Below are 23,100 nucleotides of genomic sequence, written 5' to 3'. Positions count from 1 at the left end.
CGCTGTCCAGTCCATCGTCACTGCATTCCTATGGCACGACCAACAAAAGGTCGCGACAGGACTGCAGAGACAAACTGTCATTGTGCCACGCACTGAAATGTGGCCTATGCAATTGATCAATGAACACATTCCAGAAACAGACATGCCCGAACTGCCCGAAGTCGAAACGGTAAAGGCCGGTATTGCGCCCGTGATGGAAGGGCAACTGATAATGCAGGCGGATGTGAACCGCCCGGACCTGCGCTGGCCGTTCCCTGATGGCATGGCGGAGCGTCTGACAGGCAAGCGTGTCCTGCAGCTGCGCCGCCGTTCGAAGTACATTCTTGTCGATCTCGATAGCGCCGAAACGCTGCTGATCCATCTGGGCATGTCGGGGCGGATGCTGATCTCAGGCCATATGATTGGCGATTTTCATCACCCGCACCCCGCCCCTGCCAAGCATGACCATGTTGTCTTTCATATGGAAAACGGCGCGCGTATCACCTTTAACGATGCGCGGCGGTTTGGCGCCATGGATCTGATGGCGACCGATGAACAGGATGATCATTGGCTGATCCGCGATCTGGGCCCCGAACCGCTTGGCAATGCCTTTCATGAACAATATCTCATCGATGCCTTGAAAGGGCGGAACACGCCCATCAAGTCTGCGCTTCTGGATCAACGGATCGTGGCTGGATTAGGCAATATCTATGTGTGTGAGGTGCTGTTTCGGGCAGGGATCCACCCCAAGCGGAAAGCAGGCCGGATCAGCGCACCGCGCGTTGCGGCCATGGTGCCGATCATCCGCGATGTCTTGTCTGAAGCTATTGCCGCTGGGGGGTCATCCTTGCGCGATTATCGGCAATCAGACGGAGAGCTGGGCTATTTCCAGCACGTTTTCCAGGTCTACGACCGCGCTGGCGCGCCGTGCGTAACACCCGGATGTCAAAAAGAAATCCAGCGAATCGTCCAATCTGGACGCTCATCTTTCTTCTGTCCGCAATGCCAAAGATAGCTTGATCCGGCAGCTTGCTTTGCTAAGCGTTAAGGTCTGACCAGCGGCAACAGGGACAGCAGCATGGCCTTTGACAAGATCATCGTGGACATCAGCGACGACATCGCGACCATCACTCTCAACCGGCCAGATGCACTAAACGCGCTCAACAGTGATCTACTGAGCGAGCTTTGCACGGCCCTGGAAGAGGCCGATGCCAGCGACAAGGTGCGGTGCATCATCATCACCGGTTCGGAAAAGGCTTTTGCCGCCGGAGCCGATATCAGCGACATGGCTGATAAGACATTCGTCGAGATGTACACGACCCGCTTTTTTGAGAATGAGACAGATCGCTTCAACCGCATCCGCAAGCCGATCATCGCTGCCGTTGCAGGTTATGCGCTGGGCGGTGGATGCGAGCTGGCGATGATGTGTGACTTCATCATCGCGGGCGACAATGCAAAATTTGGTCAGCCCGAGATCAATTTGGGCGTGATTGCCGGGCTTGGCGGCACACAGCGCCTGACCCGATTTGTGGGCAAGGCCAAATCGATGGACATGCATCTGACGGGTCGTTTCATGGATGCAGATGAGGCCGAGCGTTCTGGCCTTGTTAGCCGTGTCGTGCCGGTCAAGAAGCTCATGGCAGAAGCGCGCGGCGCCGCCGAGAAAATTGCCGAGAAGTCACAGATCGCGGCAATTGCAGCCAAAGACGCCGTGGACCGCGCCTACGAGACGACACTTGCCGAGGGACTCAACTACGAACGACGGCTTTTCAACTCGCTCTTTGCGACCGAGGATCAGACCGAAGGCATGGCCGCATTTCTCGAAAAACGAGAGGCTCAGTTCCGAGATCGTTAATGATTAACGCAAAAAAGCGGTGATTTTGACGCTTTTCTCTCAATTTTAGAGGTATTGCCCTATTTTTTGCCACATTTCTTATTAAAGTTTACTCAGCGTTAGGCCGGACCTCCGGCTCTGTCGTGTGGTGTGAGCTTGTAAGTGAGGTGGTTAAAGTGCGTTCTGAGTTCGTTTTCGAAACCATTGGGGCGGTCGTCGCTGTGGCGATGTCAGTGCCCAGTGTTGCAACAGCAGATTTGAATGAGTTGGCGTCGCCGAAGACGGTGATGGAAAACGGACGTCTGGTTCTCGTCCAGCAGTTCAGCTTTGTTGAGGATACAGGGGCTGCGAACCGCATCGTCGCGGGTGATATTCTACGCACCCTGTCACAAGAAATTCCGGCTGCCGTTTGTCATCTGCATAATAACGTGGACGTCGCTGAAGCCCGCGAGTTGCTGAGCTACAGTATCGCCAAATTTGATGCGGTTGCCCTGGCGCTTTTGAACGGCAATGAAGACATGGGGATCATCGGTGGCGAGACACGCCGCAAAACGGTGGTCGAACTCGAAGCGTTAATCGAAACATGGGAGCCGAAACGCATTGCCGCCATGGCTGTGTTGGAGGACCCGACCGACGCAGCAGCAGCCGAGATCGTCTATGCCTCGGCTGATGAGATGCTCGATAAAACATACCATCTGCTGAGCGAGCTGGAAGGTGAATACGCCAATCCTGTTGAGTTGCTGGCCTCTGACATGATGTTGCTTGAAGTGTCCGGTCGCATGGCCGCAATGACACAGCGCATGGCCTACGAGGCCTGCCGCGTTTGGTCAGGCGATGGTGATGCCCATGCGCTGGCAGAGCTTGATAAGTCCATCAGCATTTTCGAGGCGTCCATGGATGCGCTGTCCAATGGCATGCCGGCCCTGGGTGTGCTGGCCCCACCAACGCCGGAAATCGAAGCCAATCTGGAAGATGTGGCGGCGGATTGGGAAATTCTCAGCGGCTATCTGAGCGAGATCAGATCGGGTGCTGATGTCAGCGTGGAAATCCGCGAAGACCTATACCATCGCCTCGCGCTGAAACTCTACAAAGTCGAAGAGCTTGAAGAGTTGTACCAGGACTATTCCAAGCGCGTTTACTGAACCCAAAGTCAAGTGTTTGCGGGCCCCAACCCCGTCTTTTCAAAGAGGTACGAAATGTTCAATAAAACTGCCCTGCGCACCATCGTTGCAACGGCTTTTCTTGCTGCACCCGGTGCGGTTCTGGCAGAAGGTGCAACATCGCTGCTCGCAAGATTTCAGCAAATCGGCTTCGTTGAAGATACCGGTGCTGCGATCCGGATCGAGGCGGGCGACGCGTTGCGGACTATCTCGCAAGAAGTACCTGCCGCAGTTTGCCATCTGCACAATGGTGTGGCGCCTGAGATGAGCGCCAAGCTGCTGCGCGAGGGGTTGGACAATTTTGACGTGATGGCCGACGCACTGCTGAACGGTAATCCCGATTTCGGCATCATCGGCGGGGAACAGCGGGCGAAGACAAGACGCCTGATCGAAGAAGTCAAAGTGTCTTGGGCGCCACTCAAAGAAGCTGGAGAGCAGGTGCTTGCCAACCCGGCCGACGAATCCGCGGTTGAAGTGCTTTATTCAACCGCTTCAGACATGCTGGACCAGACCTACTATTTGCTCAGCGAGCTTGAAGGCGAATACGCCAATCCTGTCGAACTTCTCTATTCAGATGCCTTGCTGCTTGAGGTGGCCGGGCGTCAAAGCATGTTGTCGCAGCGCATATCGTTCCTTGGGTGCCTTGTCTGGTCTGGTGCCGCTGATGAGACATATATCGACCTTCTAAACACGGCCGCGGGACAGTTCAAATTCGGCATGGCTGCGATGCAGAACGGCGCACCTGAGCTCGGCATTCAGCCCCCGCCAACGCCAGAGATCGCGGCCAAGCTGGAATACATGTCGTCTGACTTCGATGTCATTTCAGGGCATCTGGTGACAATCATGGAAACCGGGGCGCTGGCACCCGATAATGCTGAAACGCTGTACGAGATCCTTGCAGACAAGATGTACACGATGAACGACGTTGCGCATCTTTATGCGATCTATTCAAAAAGGGTCTACTGACAACGCGACGTTGCCATATTCCATTGTTGACTCTGTCCCACGCGCACTCTAACAGCCCCGCTTGTACATGCGCGTGAGGCCCGCTCTGGCCGGACAGCCGGTTTAGAAACCCGGATTGGGCATCTTGCGCGACCACATTCAATTTGACCCAATCAAGGGAACCGATACATGGCAAACTCACCCCAGGCGAAAAAGCGGGCACGTCAGAACGAAGCCCGCTTCGCCGTCAATAAGATGCGTCGTTCACGCATTCGTACCTACCTGCGTGCCGTTGAAGAAGCGATTGCATCAGGCGACAAGGACGCCGCGCAAGCGGCTCTGAAGGCCGCTCAGCCAGAGCTGATGCGCGGCGTCACCAAAGGCGTTTATCACAAGAATACAGCCGCACGGAAAATGTCCCGTCTGGCTGCACGGGTCAAAGCGGTCGGCTGAATTCGGACCATTTTGGCAACACAAGCACGCCTCGCAAGGCGTGCTTTTTTTGTGGCCGTGTTGCACCGGCAATCAGGTTTCTCAGTCATTTCAAGGGGCCCACAGATTCTTTTGGCACAATCATTGAGTCAAGCGCGTTGTTGTATTGAAGCGGTCCCAGACGCCTTGCTAGCTTAGCCATGCGATTCACATCGTTCCGGGGGGAACATGAAGAGGATTGACAGTCATCGTCTGATTTGGCGCCGGTCATGGCGCAATGTCGGATCAAAACAGACTGTTGAGCTTCATGCAAAGGTGGCGTCGGGGTAAATAGCAAAAGCTATCACACCAGGTCATTTTGCGTCTGCGCGTTTTTGGAGAGTGCTCTCCAAAGATCGGCGTCGTTTATGTTCCACCAACTGCCATTGGGCGGACGTGCTGCGCCTGTCATGTGCGGTGCGACGCCTTGGCCTATGGTATTGGCACAAGGCCCGACGTTCGGAAGGGACAGTCCGAGCGGCAGGTCGTCTTTGCCCGGAGCTATTCCTGGTCGCGTGTAACCGGTGTGCGTTGTTTGCGAATGCGCCATAAGAGTGTGGGACAAAGGAACAAGATGACGAACGATATCTGGGCAGAGGTGTTGCGGGGGCTCAAAGGCGCGTTGGGGGCAAATTCCTTTTCAAGCTGGATCGAACCGCTTGAGTTTGATGACCTGTCAGGTGGTGTTGCAACCTTTCATGTCCCGACCCCCTTTATGGGCAATTATGTGTCGCAGAATTTCGGTGATCAGATCATTTACCAGATGAAAAAGCAGGGGCAGGACGTACAGCGGTTGCAGTTCAACGTCCTCAAGCAAGCGCGGTCTGTCGCGAAAGCCGCACCTAAACCTGTGGCCAAGCCCACTGAGGTGGACGAGATTGCAGGATCGCCGTTGGATGCCCGTTTTACATTTGACACGTTTATCGTCGGCAAACCCAATGAACTGGCCCACGCCGCCGCCCGCCGAGTGGCCGAAGGTGGACCCGTCACGTTTAACCCCCTGTTCCTTTACGGTGGCGTTGGCTTGGGTAAGACGCACCTGATGCATGCGATTGCTCATGAGTTGAAACAGCGCTCCCCTGACTTGAACGTGCTTTATCTGTCGGCCGAGCAATTCATGTATCGGTTCATCACCGCCTTGCGCGAACGCAAGATGATGGATTTCAAGCAAATCTTCCGCTCGGTTGACGTCTTGATGGTCGATGACGTGCAGTTCATCGCAGGCAAGGACAGCACGCAGGAAGAGTTCTTTCACACCTTCAACGCCCTTGTTGACGGGCAGAAGCAGATCATCATTTCCGCTGATCGGGCGCCGGGTGAGATCAAGGATCTGGAAGAGCGGATTAAATCGCGTCTGCAATGCGGCTTGGTCGTGGATTTGCACCCGACCGACTACGAACTGCGCTTGGGCGTGTTGCAGTCGAAGGTCGAGTATTATGCGGCGCAATATCCCGAACTCAAAATCGCCGATGGCGTCCTGGAATTCCTCGCCCATCGCATCACGACAAATGTCCGTGTGCTAGAAGGGGCGCTGACGCGCCTTTTTGCGTTTGCGTCACTTGTAGGGCGGGAAATCACGCTGGAACTGACGCAGGATTGCCTCTCTGACGTGCTAAAGGCATCAGACCGCAAGGTCACAGTGGAAGAGATCCAGCGCAAAGTGTCTGAGCACTACAATATCCGCCTGTCGGACATGATCGGCCCAAAGCGCGTTCGCAACTATGCGCGGCCACGGCAAATGGCCATGTATCTGGCCAAGCATATGACCAACCGCTCCTTACCTGAGATCGGGCGGCGCTTTGGCGGGCGGGATCATACGACCGTTATGCACGGCGTGCGCAAGATCGAAGAACTCAAGGCGCTTGACAGCCAGATCGCTGACGACCTGGAACTGCTGCGCCGCGCGCTTGAGGAATAGCCCAACTGGGCGCATCTTTGCTCGCTGAAAGTTTCCCGCTGGACCGGTGCCAAAATCTGTGTTGCGATCAGCGAGAGGGAGGCTGTTTGCAATAAAGATGGCTGGCCCGCTATGCATCCTCATCTGATTAACATCATGGCTCCCTTCCGGGCCAAGCGGCAGGCGGAGACGGGCCTCTGGTCAGAAGGCAAGATCGAGAATGCGCAGCGCCATCTTGATTATCTACTTTACACACCGGTTTGGCTCGCACGCAAACCCGCGCTGATCGTCCTTTTGCATGGCTGCCGCCAAACGGCTGCGGAATTTGCCCACGCTACGGAAATGGCGCGGTTCGCGGCATTGCATGGATATCTGCTGTGCCTGCCGCAGCAGAACCTGACGGCCAATCCACTGCGCTGTTGGAACTGGTTCGATCCGCGTAATCAGGGCACTGCGGGCGAGGCCGGGTTAATCATGAAAGTGCGCGATGAACTGGCCACAGAACATGACATCGCCCCCTCGCGTGTCTTTGTCGCGGGCCTTTCGGCAGGTGGCAGTATGGCCGCCATTCTGGGCCGCGCATTCCCGCAACAGATCGGCGCAATTGGTGTGCATTCCGGCGTACCAACCGGGGCTGCAACGACGATAACTGGCGCGATGCACGCGATGGAAACGGGCGATGCTGGGGACAAGGGGCCGGGGCCAACCCGCACAATTGTCTTTCATGGCGATGACGATGATGTGGTGGCTTCTGCAAATGGTGACCGGATCGCCTTCGCTCAGGCCCAGGGTCGCGGCAGGCGCTTTCGTATCCGACAGCGGTCTGGCAGACGTTTTGTCATCCGTCCAAAGGGTGATCATGCCCCCGCTGAATACTGGCAGATCGCGGATTTGGGCCATGCCTGGTCTGGTGGGCAAAGCGGCGGGAGCTACGCCGACCCGCTTGGCCCCAATGCGTCGCGCGAGATGCTCCGCTTCTTTCTGGGCTATCCGCGATGGCGCTATCCGATCGTTCATGCATGGCTTGCTTTTCTCAGCATCTTCCGCTGACTGCGCCCCAAATACACCGCACAAAGGGTTTGCGCGTGGCCGGGGCTTGACCCTGCCGCGCCCCTGACGGACAGTCGAGAAAACGCTTGAGCCAGCGCGGAAATGCAGTAGATTTTGCGTCCCGGCAGGCACGGCCACCAAGATATGCGGAGATTGGGGACATGAAATTCAGCATTGAGCGCGCGGTACTTCTAAAGGCGGTCGCGCAGGCCCAATCGGTTGTCGAACGGCGTAACACGATCCCTATCCTCGCCAACGTCCTGATTGAAGCGGAAGGCGATGAGGTCCATTTCCGCGCGACTGATCTGGACATCGAAGTGGTCGACAAAGCTCCGGCCAAGGTGGAACGGTCGGGAGCCACGACAGTCGCTGCGGTGACGCTCAACGAGATTGTGCGCAAACTGCCAGACGGCGCTTTGGTGACCCTGACCGAAGATGGCGCGTCGGGCCGCCTGACGATCGAAGCTGGGCGGTCAAACTTTTCGCTGGCCACGCTGCCGAAAGAAGACTTTCCGATCATGGCATCGTCCGAATATGCCGCAAACTTCTCCGCTTCCGCGCCGATCCTGCGGCGGCTCTTCGACAAGTCGAAATTCGCGATCTCGACCGAGGAAACGCGATACTATCTCAACGGCGTCTACATGCATGTGGCTGATGGGGATGGCGGCAAGGTATTGCGCTGTGTCGCGACAGATGGCCACCGCCTGGCGCGGATTGACGCCGACCTGCCCCAAGGTGCGGCAGAGATGGCCGGTGTGATCGTACCCCGCAAGACAGTTGGCGAGTTGCGCAAATTGCTGGATGATGACGATATGCAGATTGCCGTATCGGTGTCCGAGACCAAGGTGCGCTTTGCCACACCCGATATCACGCTGACATCCAAAGTGATCGACGGAACCTTCCCCGATTACACACGCGTCATCCCGCAAGGAAATAGCCGCAAGCTGGAGGTGGATGCGAGCGAGTTTGCCAAAGCCGTTGATCGCGTCGCAACGGTTTCGTCCGAGCGATCGCGTGCCGTGAAACTGCAGCTTGACGAGGATAAGCTGGTCTTGTCGGTCAACGCCCCCGACAGCGGTGCTGCGGAAGAGGAACTGGCAGTCGCCTATGGCGACGAGCGATTGGAGATCGGGTTCAACGCGAAATACCTGCTGGAAATTGCAAGTCAGGTGGATAGGGAAAACGCTGTCTTCATGTTCAACTCCTCAGGTGATCCGACGCTGATGCGTGAAGGCAATGACACAAGTGCGGTCTATGTCGTCATGCCGATGCGCGTGTGACGGGGCCAAAAATTTTCAAAATTTTTGGATGCAGGATTTTGGAAAATCCTTATCAGCGCCCATGAAAACGCTGGCGCTGACTCAGCTGACGCTGTCGCATTTTCGGTCGCACAAGCGCGTGGAGCTTGACGTCAGCGCGCAGCCCATTGCGATTTTTGGCCCCAACGGCGCGGGCAAGACCAATTTGCTTGAGGCTGTCTCCCTGCTGTCACCAGGACGCGGTCTGCGGCGGGCGGGCGCCGACGATTTGACGCGCCGTCCAGAGGCGCTGGGCTGGAAGATCACCGCGCATCTGCTATCGCTTGGCCAGACGCATGAGATCGAAACATGGGCCGAAGCAGGTGGCCCGCGCCAGCTGCGTATCGACGGCAAGAGCGCCCCGCAAACCGCCCTTGGCAGGATTGGCCGCATCTTGTGGTTGGTTCCGTCAATGGACCGGCTCTGGATCGAGGGCGCCGAGGGGCGCAGACGATTTCTTGACCGCGCGACGTTGAGCTTTGAGCCGGGTCATGCGGAAGCTGTGCTGACTTATGAAAAGGCGATGCGCGAGCGTAACCGACTGCTCAAGGATATGGTCCGCGACCCGCATTGGTATACGGCCATCGAGTTACAGATGGCCGAGGCTGCCATTATGATCCAAGCCAACCGGCGGCGCGCTATTGCCGAGCTGACGACCGCTCAAGAGGCGGCGGCAACGGCGTTTCCGACCGCCACTCTTGCGCTGACCAGCCCGGACCCGATCCCTGACGATCTGCAGACCGCTCTAGCGGACAATCGCGGGCGCGACATGGCTGCTGGACGCACGCTGATCGGGCCGCACCGTGCTGATCTTGAGGCTGTCTTTGCTGACAAGGGCGTGGAGGCGAAAGACTGTTCTACGGGCGAGCAGAAGGCACTGTTGATCAGCCTCATCCTTGCAAATGGTCGCGCACTTGCCGCTGATTTCGGCGCACCGCCCATCCTGCTCTTGGATGAGGTTGCCGCCCATCTTGATGCAAATCGTCGTGCAGCGCTTTATGACGAAATCTGCGACCTCGGCGCGCAGGCCTTCATGACCGGCACTGGACAAGAGCTTTTTGCGGAGCTTGGTGACCGCGCCCAGCATATTGAAGTGACGGAAACCGATGGCCATTCCACCCTTATTCGAAAGGTTGCCACATGACACCACAACGCGTGACGCTCATAACCCTCGGCGTAGCCGATCTGGAACGTGCCAAGACTTTCTATGCCGCACTGGGCTGGACGCCCACGCGCGAAGTGGAGGGTCAGGTTGTCTTCTATCAGATCAACGGCATGGCGCTGGGTTTCTTCGGGCTGGGCTCATTGGCCAAGGATCAAGGGCGGCCAGATGCGCAGCTCGGGGTTGGTGCGATGACGCTTGCGCAGAACTTTAACACAGAAGCCGAAGTTGACGCGGCTTACAAAACCGCGATTGAAGCAGGTGCTGCAGTCTTGAAAGAGCCGCAAAAGGTCTTCTGGGGTGGCTATTCAGGCTATTATGCCGATCCGGATGGCCATGTCTGGGAAGTGGCGCATAACCCGTTCTGGCCGCTGAACGAGGATGGCAGTTTGACCCTGCCGCCCGAATGACGATCACCACAGCCGATATGCTCCTTTATGCTGGGGCACTGGTCATTCTTTTCATGACGCCGGGGCCGGTCTGGGTCGCATTGCTTGCGCGGTCGCTATCGGGCGGGTTTCAGGCGGCATGGCCCTTAGCAATGGGTGTCGCAATCGGCGATATCGTCTGGCCGCTTGTCGCGGTGCTGGGCGTCACCTGGCTTGTCTCTGCATTTGCAGGCTTCATGACCGTCCTGCAATGTGTGGCGGTGATCGTCTTTGTCGTCATGGGGTTCATGCTGATCCGGCATGCCGATCACGCGCTGAGTACCAATACGCGTCTCACCCGGCCGGGCATGTGGGCGGGGTTCGTCGCTGGTCTTGCCGTGATCATTGGCAACCCGAAAGCGGCGTTGTTCTATATGGGGATCCTGCCAGGTTTTTTTGACCTCAGCCGGGTTACAGCGACCGATATGGTGGCGATCTGCACGCTTAGTTTTGTAGTGCCTCTTGGTGGTAACCTGATCCTTGCAGTCTCGGTGGATAGGGTTCGAGGCTTGCTGAAATCCCCTAAAGCGGTAAGGCGCATGAACCTGACGGCGGGGTGGCTATTGATCGGCGTCGGGGCCGTTATCGCGGTTGGTTAGAACGCCGTCAAAACGCGCTGTCTTGCAACACAAAATCTTGTGTCATTTGCGTGACAAAGACCGCAGAAAAGCATATATTTTGGGGGTAAAAATACAGGAACTACCCCATGGCCGACGACAATAATAATCCGGAAGAGTACGGCGCGGATTCTATCAAGGTTCTCAAAGGTTTAGAGGCGGTGCGTAAGCGCCCCGGCATGTATATCGGCGATACCGATGACGGCTCTGGTCTGCACCATATGGTCTACGAGGTCGTCGACAACGGAATTGATGAGGCGCTGGCCGGTCATGCGGACCATGTCTATGTCAAAATCAACGCTGACGGGTCCGTGACTGTCGGGGATAATGGGCGCGGAATCCCGGTGGATATCCATGCCGAAGAGGGCGTTTCAGCGGCAGAGGTCATCATGACCCAGCTGCATGCCGGCGGGAAGTTCGACAGTAACTCTTACAAGGTCTCCGGTGGTCTGCACGGCGTCGGCGTGTCCGTTGTGAATGCGCTGTCGGATTATCTCGAATTGCGCATCTGGCGCGATGGCAAAGAACACTACGCCCGGTTCGAAGGTGGATTTACGACCGAACATCTGCGTGTTGAAGGTGATGCCGGTGGTCGTAACGGAACCGAGGTGACGTTCCTCGCCTCGACCGACACGTTCAGCAACCGCGACTACGACTTTCACACGCTCGAAAAGCGCCTGCGTGAATTGGCCTTTTTGAACTCTGGCGTGCGGATCATCCTTGAAGACTTGCGTCCGGCGGAACCGCTCAAGGTCGATCTGTTCTATGAGGGCGGGGTCAAGGAATTTGTCAAATATCTCGACCGGTCCAAGACACCGCTGATGGACGCTCCAATCTATGTGGCGGGCGAACGTGATGAGATCGGCGTCGAGGTCGCGATGTGGTGGAACGACAGCTACAACGAGATGGTGCTACCCTTCACCAACAACATCCCACAGCGGGATGGGGGTACGCATATGGCGGGCTTTCGCGGGGCGCTGACCCGCGCGATCAGCAAATATGCTGCAGAAAGCGGGATCGCGAAGAAAGAGAAAGTCGCGCTGACCGGCGACGATGCACGTGAAGGGCTGACCTGCGTACTGTCGGTGAAGGTGCCCGATCCGAAGTTCTCAAGCCAGACCAAGGACAAGCTGGTCAGTTCCGAGGTGCGCCCCGCCGTCGAAAGCCTGATGAACGAGAAGCTGAACGAATGGTTCGAAGAGAACCCGGCCGAGGCCAAGTCGATCATCACGAAAATCGTTGAGGCCGCAGCAGCGCGCGAGGCTGCCCGTAAAGCGCGTGAAATCCGGCGCAAATCGGCGATGGATGTGAACTTCAACGCATCGAAGCTCAAGGATTGCTCGGAAAAGGACCCATCCAAGACGGAGGTTTTCCTTGTCGAGGGGGATAGCGCGGGGGGGTCCGCCCAGACAGGCCGCGACCGCAAGACCCAAGCTATTCTACCCTTGCGCGGGAAGATTCTGAATGTCGAACGGGCGCGGTTTGACCGCATGCTAAGCAGTCAGGAGGTTGGCAATCTCGTTATGGCACTCGGCACCGGGATTGGTCGGGATGAGTTCAACATCGACAAGCTGCGCTACCACAAGGTTGTTATCATGACCGATGCCGATGTGGACGGCGCGCATATCCGCACGCTGCTTCTTACCTTCTTCTTCCGCCAGATGCCGGAACTGATCGAAGGCGGTTACCTCTACATCGCGCAGCCGCCGCTTTACAAAGTCACGCGCGGCAAGTCCGAGGTGTATCTCAAGGATCAGGCAGCGATGGATGAGTACCTGATCGAACAGGGTATCGAAGGTGCCATGCTGCGGCAGGGCAATGGTGAGGAAATCGCCGGGGCCGATCTGCGCCGCGTGGTGGATGAGGCGCGGCAGCTCAAGCGCGTGCTTGACGCCTTCCCGACCCACTATCCCCGGCATATCCTTGAACAGGCTGCAATTGCGGGCGCGTTTGTGCCGGGTGCAGTTGACGCCAATCTGCAGGGTGTGGCCGATACGGTGGCACGACGGCTCGACCTGATTGCGTTGGAATGGGAGCGCGGCTGGCAGGGCCGGATCACGCAGGACAAGGGCATTCGGCTCGCGCGTATTTTGCGCGGCGTGGAAGAGGTACGCACACTTGACGGCCCCATGCTGCGGTCCGGCGAAGCGCGACGCACTGGGTCGTTCACCCAGAGCTTGCAAGAGGTTTACAACCTGCCTGCCACGTTGATCCGCAAAGAGCGTAGCCAGATTATCCACGGTCCACTTGATCTGCTGAAGGCGATCCTGGAGGAGGGCGAAAAGGGTCTCTCGCTGCAACGTTATAAAGGTTTGGGCGAAATGAACCCCGATCAATTGTGGGAAACCACGCTGGACCCGGATGCACGCACGCTTTTGCAGGTGAAAGTTGAAGATGTCGCCGAGGCGGATGACCTCTTTACCAAGCTGATGGGTGACGTGGTTGAGCCAAGGCGCGAGTTCATTCAGGAAAACGCGCTGAGCGTGGAAAACCTCGATTTCTGAGGCAGAGTCGTTCTTCCTTCTGCAACCTACCGCACCAGCGCCGTGTTTTTTACAAGGCCGGCGGTCGGTGCTAGGATGCGATGCTTTCGCTTGGCCCGGCGTTACGCGCCAGCGCTGCGGCCAAAGCTTCATCCGATGGCATGGGCCGTCCGAAGTAGAAGCCCTGGGCATATTTTGCGCCCATGGCCCGGATCAGATCGACCTGAGCGCGTGTCTCGATCCCCTCAACGATAACATCAAGCTCCAGGTTGCGCGCTATGTCGAGCACGGCGTCCAGCAAAAAGCGTGATGGGTCAGATGTCACGATGTCGGTCACGAGCGATCGATCGATCTTTACCTCATCTGCGAAGGTTCTCCGCAAATAGGCCAGCGAGGAAAAACCGGTGCCAAAATCGTCGATTGAGACGCGCACGCCCATTTGATTGATCGCCTCAATGGTCTTTTTTGCACGGGCCCAATCATGCATTTCCGCGGTCTCGGTTATTTCAATGGTGAGCAATTCTGGCGGCAGGCGCGATGAATTCAAGGCGTCGCTGACGATCTGCACCAGCTTGGTTGAACTAAAGTGGATGGTTGAGAAGTTTATGCTGATCGAGAATGCAGTGCCGTTCTCGGCGTTGAATCGGGCCAGATGCTGCGTTGCATCGCGCAAAAGTCTGCAATCGATGTCAGAGATTTGGCTGCTCTCTTCGGCCACGGAAATGAACTCTTTGGGCGGAACAATCACGCCATTACGCCGCCAACGGGCAAGCGCCTCAAATCCGAAAACCTGCCCGGTCTGCAGGTTCACCTTGGGTTGGAGAAAGAAGTCCAGGTCACCATTGGTGATTGCCGCGGGCAGGTCTTCGATCATCTGACGCCGCTCAAGGAACTGGCGCGCCAGCGTCCCGTCATAAATCGTGTATCGGCCTTTGCCGTCTGACTTCGACGCATAAAGCGCAAAATCCGCCGCCCGCATAAGCGCGTCGCTGTCACTTTCCATATCTGTCGCGATGCCGATGCTCGCCGCAACCTGCAGCTTTTCGCCATCGTGAAAGACCGGAGTTCTAATCGCATCAATTACGTCTTCCGATACTTTCTTAAGCAATTGCAGATCGTCGCTGGGCAAGATGATTGCGAATTCATCGCCGCCCAAACGCGCCGCCAATCCGCTTTGCAGTGCCGATGCAGATTGAATCGCTGAGGCGACATGGCACAAGATCGCGTCACCTGCTGCGTGGCCATGCGTGTCGTTCACATATTTGAAGCCATCAAGATCAATCAACAACAGGCCTGTTTTGCGTCCTTTGGCCAAAGCACTAGACAACCTGTCCTGGAACTGAACCCTGTTTGGCAGACCGGTCAGCGGATCGAAAAAGGCCAGGTGATTGACGCGTGCCTCGGCTGCTTGCCGCGCGCGTTTTGCAATGACTTCCCAGCGCAGAAGCATTGTTGCCGCAATGCCGAGCACCGACAGGCCAAACAACGTGACCCAAATGACAGTGCGTTGATTGGCAACCGCCTTGGATTGGCGCGCCAGCAATTGGTCCTGCAGTTGCCGCATCTCATCAAGGTATCGTACCAATGCTTGCCGCGCCGATTGCGCGCGCCTGGTCAGTTCCTCCGAAAGATAAGGCAAATCATCAAAATTGGTCGCAATCGCATCATCGGCCAATGCCTGAATGTGGCGTAATGCGGCAATCGCATCATTTGCCGTTTCCATAGCCCCGCCGGTGATCTGGACGCGCTGAAATGTATCCGTCCGAACATAAAGAAAGTCAGCGGCGACCCTAAAATCCTCAGCGGCCTCTGGCGTCATGCGGCGCTGACCATTGGCGTTTTGCATGATCAGAACGAGCCTTTGCACATCGCTCAATGCCACATAGCCATTGCGCAACTGACGGTCGTTGAACGACCGATGGGTGAGTTGCAACTGATTGACCGTCGCCTGCACATAATAGCCGGCAAACAGGCATGTGCCCACAATGGCGATCACACAACCAAAGACCACACCCCGCCGCAGAAATGCGGCGCTGATGCGATCCATGACGCTTGTTCTGATTGCGGCGGGTTCGATCAAGAATGCTTATCGCGGCTCAATGCGTGCCGCCATCCAAACCAGATGCGACTCTTTCGCGACAGTCGATGATGAATATGCTTCCATCGGGATTACGAATTGGATTGGCCCGCGTTCCCGCCGAGAGTGGGGCTGTCCGTCAACACGCGTTGCGATAAGAACGGGCACGTCTTCCCATACCGCCCGCGGGATCACGGTCGCGTAATCGTTCTCGGCCGTCACACGAATTTCGGCAACTTCTTCAAGGCCGTTGGCGCGCAGCAAGTCCGACAAGAGGATGCCGTCAAATTCCGCGGGATCGGAGCGCCATGGCGTCGTTGTTCGCAACCTGTAGGTCGTCAGTTCCTCGAGTGTCGCGGGGCTATAGCGTGTCTCTTGCCCGTCGGGCCCAGCAATGACCAGCTCCGCCGGTATATGGTTGATGGGTGTCAGTTCGACGGGTTCCAACGCCTCTGCCCAGGCATTGGTCGCGGTGATGAATGCGGCAATTACAGCAAGCAGCTTTTGCATGACATGTCTCCAGTTACTGAAAGTCATGTAAATGCATAAGGCAACAAGGGTTAAATCAACGTATGTGCTGCCTATGAGGCCAGCCTGGAACTACCGGAATTCGACGATCTTGGTAAACGCTTTTCGATGTCGCACAGGGCTTGTCGGAGGAGGCTTTTACTTTCCGGAGTTTTGCAACAAAACCGCAAAGACAAGAGGTGCGGCTGCGATGACAAGTGTGATCCGGATCACGTGCATGATTGAGACGTAAGTGACATCCTGATCAAGCGCCAAGGCAAGCAGTGACATCTCGGCCAAGCCTCCCGGCGAGTAGGCGAGGAACGCTTGGCTTAACGGAATGCCGCTTTGCAATGCGATGAACTCCGCAAATCCGACGGCCACGCAAAGCATCGCAAGCGATGACAAAGTCGCCAGCAATAGGTCGCGCCGGATCTCGGCCAGGGTGGCACCCACAAAGCGGGTGCCGATAATTGTGCCAATGCTGATCTGCGCGGCGATGATAAAAATCGTCGGTGGTGCCACGGTGACCCAGCCCAGAATATGGGTGGCACCGCTTAACAAGAGCGGTCCGAAGACCGGTGCGGCGGGCAGGCGCAAGCGTTTGCCACCCCACGCCCCAAGGGCCACACATCCGCCCAATATGATGTAATCGGAAATACCGATCGCATTAAGTGCGACCCAATTGCTTGCACCTGTGCCATTACTTGAGACTCCAAGGACAAGCCCGAAGAATAAGGCGACAAAGGTGATCACGATCAGGATGCGCGCGGCATGGGCCAGCGCGATCCGGCGTTCATCGCCGCCCGCCTCGGCACCCAAGAGCATCATCTCATTCAGCCCGCCGGGCATCGCGGCGTAGTAGGCCGAGACAGCATCGTATTTGCCAATCCGACGGTAGACGAGAAATGACAGACCGGCGGCGCAGGCAAGGAAGACGGGCAGCAACACGAGCGTCAGAACCCAACTGCCCAAAAGGTCGAACACCTCTGCCGTGACGCCAGAGCCCAGCATGACACCGATCACCGGAATGACAAAGGGGCGCAGACCGGCGGGGGCACGTACCGGCATGCGCAGCATTGCGGCACATGTGTTGCCGATCATCGGCCCCAGCATCCATGGCAAGGGCAGGCCGACCGCATAGGCGCCAATGCCTGAGACCAGCCCGATGGTCAGCGCCAAGAGCATCCGGGGATAGTCAGATTGCGCGTCCATCACTTCAGCATGCGTCCAACATGCGCGGACCATGGGGTGCGGCGTGTCGATGGTCAACGGGCATCGCGCATGTGATGCCCGTTGAAAGCGCACGCTAGTGCCGGTGCAGCATGATCGGGTCTATGCGCACCTGTTGATGTGTCTGAGGCGGCAGCCCCAGATCCTGTCGCAGATGGTTCGACAGCAGATCAACATTTCGCCGCTTGCTTTGCGACGACTGGGCCTGAATGTCAGGCGGATGCTGCTTGCGAAACAACCTTGCCGCGACAGCCAGGATGACACGTCGCAGGCCGAAATTCGCGACCAGATCATCGACGACCTCGGTCAGAGGTTGCGGGTTCTTGAGTGGTAACGCATTCATTTTGTTCCATTTCCGCAGACATACTGCGGCCTTTCATGATGAAAATGGTTTGATGGATGAGCAGGCCGCACGAGGCCGCATGCAAGACGATCAAACGTTGGTTCTTAAGGGTTTGGAAGATGGCCGATAACGACCAGTGGCGAGTATCAGATCAACTGATCGACATGCGTCATTGCCGCACGTGCGCCAGCCGGAAGACACCAGAACAGGGATAGATCAGGATTGTAAGTCATCGTAACCCTCCCTCTTTGATGTGGTCCGACACGCACACTCATACAGTGTGCGGGAAAAAATGCAAACAGCTTTCCGTAGCGGCAGCCGAAAGTGGCAAAATCGCCGCGATTGACCCTAAAGACCGCCTATATGATGCGTGCCGCGATCCTTGGCGAGGGCGATCTGTTTCTGCCGCTCTCTGAATCGGTCTTTATCCGCTTCTGATGTCTCGTCCACGCAATGATGACAAGACACGCCTGCCTCGTAAGCCGGGTGGTTGCGATCATCGGGCTGCAACGGGCGGCGGCAGGCATGACACAGGATATGCGGCCCTTCTTTCAGGCCGTGTTCGACACTGACGCGGGCATCGAAGACAAAGCACGACCCGTCCCATTTGCTTTCGGCTTCGGGCACCTCTTCGAGGTACTTCAGGATGCCGCCTTTGAGATGGTAAACATCCTCAACCCCTTGACCCAGAAGGTAATTCGTCGATTTCTCACACCGGATACCACCGGTGCAGAACATCGCAATCCGCTTGTTGTGAAAGCGGTGCTTGTTCTCTTCCCACCATGCAGGAAACTCACCAAAGCTTTTCGTCTCTGGGTCGATGGCACCTTCAAATGTGCCGATCGCGACCTCGTAATCATTGCGCGTGTCAATCACCGCTACATCGGGCGCGCTGATCAAATCGTTCCAGTCGGCAGGCGCCACATAATGGCCAACGCGCGCAACGGGGTCCACATCTGGCTGGCCCATCGTCACGATTTCCTTTTTCAGGCGCACCTTCATGCGGTGAAAAGGTGGGGTTGTCGCGGTACTTTCTTTCCATTCCAGATCTGCGCAACCGGGAAGCCCCCGAATATGGGCGAGCACAGCATCAATACCCCCACGATCCCCCGCAATCGTGCCGTTGATCCCTTCATGCGCAAGCAAAAGTGTGCCGTTCACCCCGCTTTGCTTGCAAACCGCAAGAAGCGGTGCTTGCAAGGCGGGGGGCGCATCAAAACGCGTAAAGTGGTAGAGGGCGGCGACAACATACATGCCGCGTCAGTTACGCCCGGCAATGCCTTTCTGCAAGGGTTGGTCTTTTTACAAGCCGCGACGGAAATGGTGTTTACGCGCGTTCAATCAGTGTCACGCAACTTTTTCAGGAGCGGATTGATGCGCAAACGTCCAACACCCAACGGATTGCTGATCGGATTTTCCATTGCCTATGTCGCCCTCGGCCTTGTGATCATGACCGCGAAAGCGGGGTTAGTTTAGAACGTTGCCTTTCGCGGCGGCGATGGCCAGACCGTCAGCGACGGCCGTAAAGGCCTCTGCCTGTTCCAGTTCCGCATGCGGGAACATCGCAACCATCGTACTGGCCACGACCTCCAGCAGGCTAGAGCCGCCGACGAACACGATCTTGCCGATGCGCTCTGGTGAGATGTCAGCCATCGCCAAGGTCTCGGCGGCGCAGCTTCGGATTTCGGCGGCGTGGTCTTTCAGGATAGCCGCCATCGCGTCTTTCGTCAGATCAGCGGCAAGCGCGGGTGTGATCAGATCGAGATCGATGCTGGTTTGTGCGATATCTGGTGCATTGAGCCTGATTTTGCCGTCTTCAACCGCAAAGGCGATGTCGTGGCCCAACTCCATCTGTAGCACGGTCTGCAACCGTGCGAACAGGTCCGGGTTGATACCCAGCTTTGCGTAATCCGCTGCCATGCGCCGGTTTTCAGGCGTGTAGACAAAGGGGATTTTCTGCCATGTTGCCAGATCATTATAAATTGCGTTGGGGGCGATATGCTGCCCATCGCCCAGTTCGTTGCGCACGGGCGCACCGCGACCCAAAAGTGGCATCACGGATGCGATGGAAATGGCACGGTCAAAATCGGTGCCCCCGACACGCACGCCATGGCTTGCGATGATCCGGGTCTGGTCGCCCTCGCGCGCAAAGATGGAAAAGTCAGATGTACCGCCGCCGATATCCACAATCAGGCCCAGCGTGTCCCGCTCCAGCGGACCGCTCGCAAGTGCCGCAGCTTCGGGTTCGTACATGAAGGCCACGTCGCGGTATCCGGCAATCATGTAAGCCTCGCGCAGATCCACTTCGGCCTGCGCATTACGAGCGGCATCGCCGGAATGGAAACGCACTGGGCGTCCGGACAAGGCGATATCGTAGGTTTCGCCGGTTTCGGCCTCTGCCCGGTGGCGCAACATGCGCAAGAAGCGGGCGACAACTTCGATCAGCGTCAGCCGTTCATACGCGATCTGGCGCTTCTCGCGCATCAGTGGTGTCCCCAGAACAGATTTGAGCGCGCGCATGAACCGCCCCTCGCGTCCGTCAATCAAGGCTGCATTCGCCTCGGACCCATACGTCGTGACCTTGCGATCATAGTCGAAGAAAACGGACGTTGGTAAAGTGGTGCGCCCCGGCTCAACCGAAATGAGATGCGCGTGGCCATCAACCATCACCCCTGCCGCAGTGTTCGAGGTGCCAAAATCGATCCCTAGAATGGCCATCACGCGCTCCGACGATTTGCGAAAGACGCGCGTCATATGCGCAAGCGGGGGCACATGCAAGCCTGTCCCGGACTTGATCAGGCACCTTTGGCGCGTCAGCATCAAAGAAAGGAGGCGCGCATGACGAAAATCATCTGGATGACCGATCCGCACTTTCAGAATGAAGGGCTGGTAGACGACCTAAACCCGCGTACCCGACTGAAGGCCGCTATTGCGCATATGAACGCACACCACGCCGATGCGGATTTCATGGTGCTGACGGGTGATCTGGTCGGCGATGATATCGAAGGCGATTACCGGTTGCTCGCGACATATCTCGCCGAGAGCAAAATTCCCGTCTATCCGCTCGTCGGTAATAACGACGACAGGGCCGGGTTTCGCGCGCATTTGACCTTGCCCGAAAACACCATGGACGAGTTCATCCAGTATAAGGTGGATACACCTGACGCGACGATCCTTTGCCTTGATACGCATATGGTCGGGTCGCATGCCGGTCAGTTTTGCGCAGCACGGCAGGAATGGCTGGCCGCCCATCTAGGCGACATGCCGACATATGTCTTCATGCACCATCCGCCGATGGACCTGCATTTGTCGCCGCAGGATGAGATCAAGCTGGCAGACGGCGATGCCTTTCTTGACCTGATTGCCAATGGTGTTGACCACCTTTTCATCGGTCACGTTCACAGGCCCACATGCGGCACGATCCGGGGCATCCCTTTCGCAACACTACGGGCGTTGTCGTTCCAGGCACCCCCACCGCAACCGCCTTGGGATTGGAGTGGTTTCGTTCCGGCGAAAGAGGCGCCGCATTACGGCGTGCTCTATATTGAGAATGGGAATGTCACCCTGCAGCACACCGATTTTTGCGAATACGAAACAGGGATTGAGCGCTGACGCTTTTCATTCATGGCCACCGCTCGTAAGAGGCGCCTATGCAAAGGGTCATGATCTGCGGTGGGCCGGGTTCCGGCAAAAGCACGCTTGCCCGGATTTTGGGTGAGCTGACGGGCCTTCCTGTCTTTCACATGGATCAAATCCATTGGAAATCGGGATGGGTTGAGCGCTCCACTGATGAAAAGTCCACCATGTGCCACGCGGTGCATATGCAGGATGAATGGATCTTCGAAGGCGGGCATTCGCGGACCTATGCCGAGCGCGTCGCGCGGGCGGATACGTTCGTCTGGCTTGATCTGCCTGTGGTCTTGCGACAATGGCGAGTCTTTCGGCGCACGCTCCAAGGCTATGGGCAGAGCCGGCCCGATTTGCCGGACGGGTGCCCGGAAAGGTTCAACAAGGAAACGCTAGAGTTCTGGCGTTTCATCTGGCGCACAAGGCACACCGCGCGGGCGAAACTTGCCGCGATTGCGGCCAATCCCGGTCATCTGACGGTCCATCATCTACAAACCCGCTCGCAGGTCGCTGCATTCATTGCTAACCTACCTGGAAAAGCGGAGGCTTTACGATGACCCACGCACTTCTTGTCATCGACGTGCAAAATGATTTCTGCCCCGGCGGCGCGCTGGCCGTGGCTGGCGGCGATGAGATCGTCCCCGGGATCAATGCTGAAATGGACAAGTATGACGCCGTGATCCTGACACAAGACTGGCATCCGGCTGGCCATTCCTCTTTCGCGTCGAGCCATGATGCGGCCCCGATGAGCATGACGGAGATGCCGTATGGCCCGCAGGTGCTATGGCCCGATCACTGTATTCAAGGTACGCAAGGGGCGGCATTCCATGCTGATCTCAATACGGACCGGGCAGATCTGATCATCCGCAAAGGCTACAACCCGGCTATCGACAGCTATTCTGCGTTCTTTGAAAATGACAAAACTACTCCGACCGGGCTTGAGGGTTATCTGCGCACCCGTGGCATCGAAAGTGTCACGCTCGTCGGACTCGCAACTGATTTCTGCGTGAATTATTCCGCCGTGGATGCGGCGCGACTTGGTTTTACCGTCACGGTCAATACCAACCTTTGCCGCGCCATAGATTTTGACGGCTCGCTTCTGGCCGCCCGAACGGCCATGGGTGAGGCTGGTGTGGTGCTCGCTTAACGCCCGCGTCCCGCAAACCAGACCGACGAAACCCCCGCAATCATGATCACGACCAGCCCAGCAAGGCTCAACTGATCCGGCCATTGGCCAAAGACAAGCCACCCGATCACCATCGCTGCTAGAAGTTGGCTATAGATCAGCGGGGCAATCACCGCCGCTGGCGTCGTCCGGTTGACCATGACCAGCAAGAAGTTACCACCCGCTGAGCCAAGCGCGGAGAGTGTGATCAAGCCGAGGGCCTGCGGTGTCAGTGCCGGTATGGGTAAGAATGCAAAAGGCGCCAGAATGATCGCTCCGATGATCAGCTGCGACAGCAGTAGAAATCGGGGCCGAAAGGCGGGCGCCAACCAACGGGTCGCCACGAGATAGGCCCCGTAAAAGCACCCCGCCAGAACGGCAAAGCCCATGCCGGTGGTCATCCCAAAACCGGGGCGGACCACCAACAGTACCCCGGCAAAGCTGACCAGCAACAGGATAGTACGCAGCCGCGTAATCCGCTCGCCCAGCACCGCCGCAGACAGAAAATAGGACACGACCGGCCCCACAAAGAACCCGCCAAAGACGTTTGCGAGTGGCTCGGTCTTCAATGCCGTGAGTATACAGACGATCCCGCCGACAATCAGGCCTGCGCGAAGAAGAAGACGCCAGTCCAAAAGCAACTGCATCTCGGCCCATTGCAATGCGCAAAAAGGCGCCAGTAGCACGGCTGCAAGAGCAAAACGCGTCCAGGCGACAAAGACCTGCGGAAATCCCGCCCCGGTGAGTACGGTTGCCGCAGCGTCGCCCCCGACAATCAGAAACATTGCCAGCACGACCGCACCGACAACAGATGGCGCAAAGCT

Annotated in this window: 22 protein-coding genes; 15 read left to right on the top strand and 7 right to left on the bottom strand. The window is 57.2% G+C overall.

All coding sequences use genetic code 11. From position 1 onward, the window contains the following. The first annotated feature begins 142 nt into the window (after positions 1-142). The 12 genes from mutM (at position 143) to gyrB (ending at position 13,345) form a co-directional block, all read left to right on the top strand. Entirely contained in the window at positions 143-994 is an 852-nt protein-coding gene (gene mutM, locus SLH47_RS20235) for a bifunctional DNA-formamidopyrimidine glycosylase/DNA-(apurinic or apyrimidinic site) lyase (RefSeq protein ID WP_320242120.1), read from the top strand. A gap of 63 nt (positions 995-1,057) precedes the next feature. Next, positions 1,058-1,834 (top strand): enoyl-CoA hydratase, encoded by a 777-nt coding sequence (locus SLH47_RS20230; protein WP_320242119.1) that lies wholly within the window; start codon positions 1,058-1,060, stop codon positions 1,832-1,834. 155 nt (positions 1,835-1,989) lie between these two features. Continuing rightward, on the top strand, positions 1,990-2,955 hold the full coding sequence (locus SLH47_RS20225) for a type IV pili methyl-accepting chemotaxis transducer N-terminal domain-containing protein (RefSeq protein WP_320242118.1): 966 nt from the start codon (positions 1,990-1,992) through the stop codon (positions 2,953-2,955). Positions 2,956-3,009: 54 nt separating this feature from the next. After that, positions 3,010-3,939 carry a type IV pili methyl-accepting chemotaxis transducer N-terminal domain-containing protein gene (locus tag SLH47_RS20220; RefSeq protein WP_320242117.1) on the top strand — a complete coding sequence of 310 codons (930 nt, stop codon included), beginning with the start codon at positions 3,010-3,012 and terminating at the stop codon, positions 3,937-3,939. Positions 3,940-4,107: 168 nt separating this feature from the next. After that, positions 4,108-4,371, top strand: coding sequence for a 30S ribosomal protein S20 (rpsT, locus tag SLH47_RS20215; RefSeq protein WP_320242116.1), 264 nt, complete (start codon positions 4,108-4,110; stop codon positions 4,369-4,371). Between the two features lie 592 nt (positions 4,372-4,963). Continuing rightward, positions 4,964-6,307 (top strand): chromosomal replication initiator protein DnaA, encoded by a 1,344-nt coding sequence (gene dnaA, locus SLH47_RS20210; protein ID WP_320242115.1) that lies wholly within the window; start codon positions 4,964-4,966, stop codon positions 6,305-6,307. A 135-nt stretch (positions 6,308-6,442) separates the two neighbouring features. Then, positions 6,443-7,336, top strand: coding sequence for a PHB depolymerase family esterase (locus SLH47_RS20205; protein WP_320242114.1), 894 nt, complete (start codon positions 6,443-6,445; stop codon positions 7,334-7,336). A gap of 161 nt (positions 7,337-7,497) precedes the next feature. Next, positions 7,498-8,616: a DNA polymerase III subunit beta gene (gene dnaN, locus SLH47_RS20200; protein ID WP_320242112.1), complete on the top strand. Its 1,119-nt coding sequence runs from the start codon at positions 7,498-7,500 to the stop codon at positions 8,614-8,616. A gap of 61 nt (positions 8,617-8,677) precedes the next feature. After that, positions 8,678-9,778, top strand: a complete 1,101-nt coding sequence (gene recF, locus SLH47_RS20195) for a DNA replication/repair protein RecF (protein ID WP_320242110.1) — start codon at positions 8,678-8,680, stop codon at positions 9,776-9,778. Continuing rightward, positions 9,775-10,206 carry a VOC family protein gene (locus tag SLH47_RS20190; protein WP_320242105.1) on the top strand — a complete coding sequence of 144 codons (432 nt, stop codon included), beginning with the start codon at positions 9,775-9,777 and terminating at the stop codon, positions 10,204-10,206. Before recF ends, SLH47_RS20190 begins: the two co-directional genes overlap by 4 nt. After that, a complete protein-coding gene (locus SLH47_RS20185; RefSeq protein ID WP_320242103.1) occupies positions 10,203-10,823 on the top strand; it encodes a LysE family translocator in 621 nt (206 codons plus the stop codon). Before SLH47_RS20190 ends, SLH47_RS20185 begins: the two co-directional genes overlap by 4 nt. A gap of 107 nt (positions 10,824-10,930) precedes the next feature. After that, a complete protein-coding gene (gyrB, locus tag SLH47_RS20180) occupies positions 10,931-13,345 on the top strand; it encodes a DNA topoisomerase (ATP-hydrolyzing) subunit B (protein WP_320242101.1) in 2,415 nt (804 codons plus the stop codon). A gap of 70 nt (positions 13,346-13,415) precedes the next feature. Here the strand turns inward: gyrB and SLH47_RS20175 are convergent, their stop codons facing one another. From SLH47_RS20175 to SLH47_RS20150, 6 genes are all read right to left on the bottom strand, one after another. After that, complete coding sequence (locus SLH47_RS20175) at positions 13,416-15,371, bottom strand: putative bifunctional diguanylate cyclase/phosphodiesterase (protein ID WP_320242100.1); 1,956 nt, start codon at positions 15,369-15,371, stop codon at positions 13,416-13,418. Positions 15,372-15,410: 39 nt separating this feature from the next. Next, a complete protein-coding gene (locus tag SLH47_RS20170) occupies positions 15,411-15,911 on the bottom strand; it encodes a molybdopterin-dependent oxidoreductase (protein ID WP_320242098.1) in 501 nt (166 codons plus the stop codon). 156 nt (positions 15,912-16,067) lie between these two features. Next, positions 16,068-17,180, bottom strand: a complete 1,113-nt coding sequence (locus SLH47_RS20165) for an AbrB family transcriptional regulator (protein WP_320242096.1) — start codon at positions 17,178-17,180, stop codon at positions 16,068-16,070. A gap of 37 nt (positions 17,181-17,217) precedes the next feature. Continuing rightward, entirely contained in the window at positions 17,218-17,484 is a 267-nt protein-coding gene (locus SLH47_RS20160) for a hypothetical protein (protein WP_320242095.1), read from the bottom strand. Between the two features lie 348 nt (positions 17,485-17,832). Next, entirely contained in the window at positions 17,833-18,738 is a 906-nt protein-coding gene (locus SLH47_RS20155; RefSeq protein ID WP_320242093.1) for a rhodanese-related sulfurtransferase, read from the bottom strand. 213 nt (positions 18,739-18,951) lie between these two features. Beyond that, positions 18,952-20,238, bottom strand: a complete 1,287-nt coding sequence (locus SLH47_RS20150) for an Hsp70 family protein (protein ID WP_320242091.1) — start codon at positions 20,236-20,238, stop codon at positions 18,952-18,954. Positions 20,239-20,322: 84 nt separating this feature from the next. On the opposite strand from SLH47_RS20150, the gene SLH47_RS20145 reads away from it, so the two are divergent. The 3 genes from SLH47_RS20145 to pncA are packed head-to-tail and all read left to right on the top strand — an operon-like array spanning position 20,323 to position 22,258. Beyond that, entirely contained in the window at positions 20,323-21,096 is a 774-nt protein-coding gene (locus tag SLH47_RS20145) for a metallophosphoesterase (protein WP_320242090.1), read from the top strand. A 38-nt stretch (positions 21,097-21,134) separates the two neighbouring features. Further along, entirely contained in the window at positions 21,135-21,668 is a 534-nt protein-coding gene (locus SLH47_RS20140; protein ID WP_320242088.1) for an AAA family ATPase, read from the top strand. After that, positions 21,665-22,258: a bifunctional nicotinamidase/pyrazinamidase gene (gene pncA / locus SLH47_RS20135; protein ID WP_320242086.1), complete on the top strand. Its 594-nt coding sequence runs from the start codon at positions 21,665-21,667 to the stop codon at positions 22,256-22,258. The genes SLH47_RS20140 and pncA overlap by 4 nt, the downstream gene beginning before the upstream one ends. Here the strand turns inward: pncA and SLH47_RS20130 are convergent. Then, a complete protein-coding gene (locus SLH47_RS20130) occupies positions 22,255-23,061 on the bottom strand; it encodes a DMT family transporter (RefSeq protein ID WP_320242084.1) in 807 nt (268 codons plus the stop codon). The genes pncA and SLH47_RS20130 overlap by 4 nt on opposite strands. Positions 23,062-23,100: the final 39 nt, after the last annotated feature.

Source organism: Cognatiyoonia sp. IB215182 (assembly GCF_033963905.1).
Lineage (GTDB): Bacteria > Pseudomonadota > Alphaproteobacteria > Rhodobacterales > Rhodobacteraceae > Yoonia.
The sequence above is the reverse complement of the archived record's forward strand: the minus strand, read 5'-3'. Positions and strand labels throughout refer to the sequence as shown.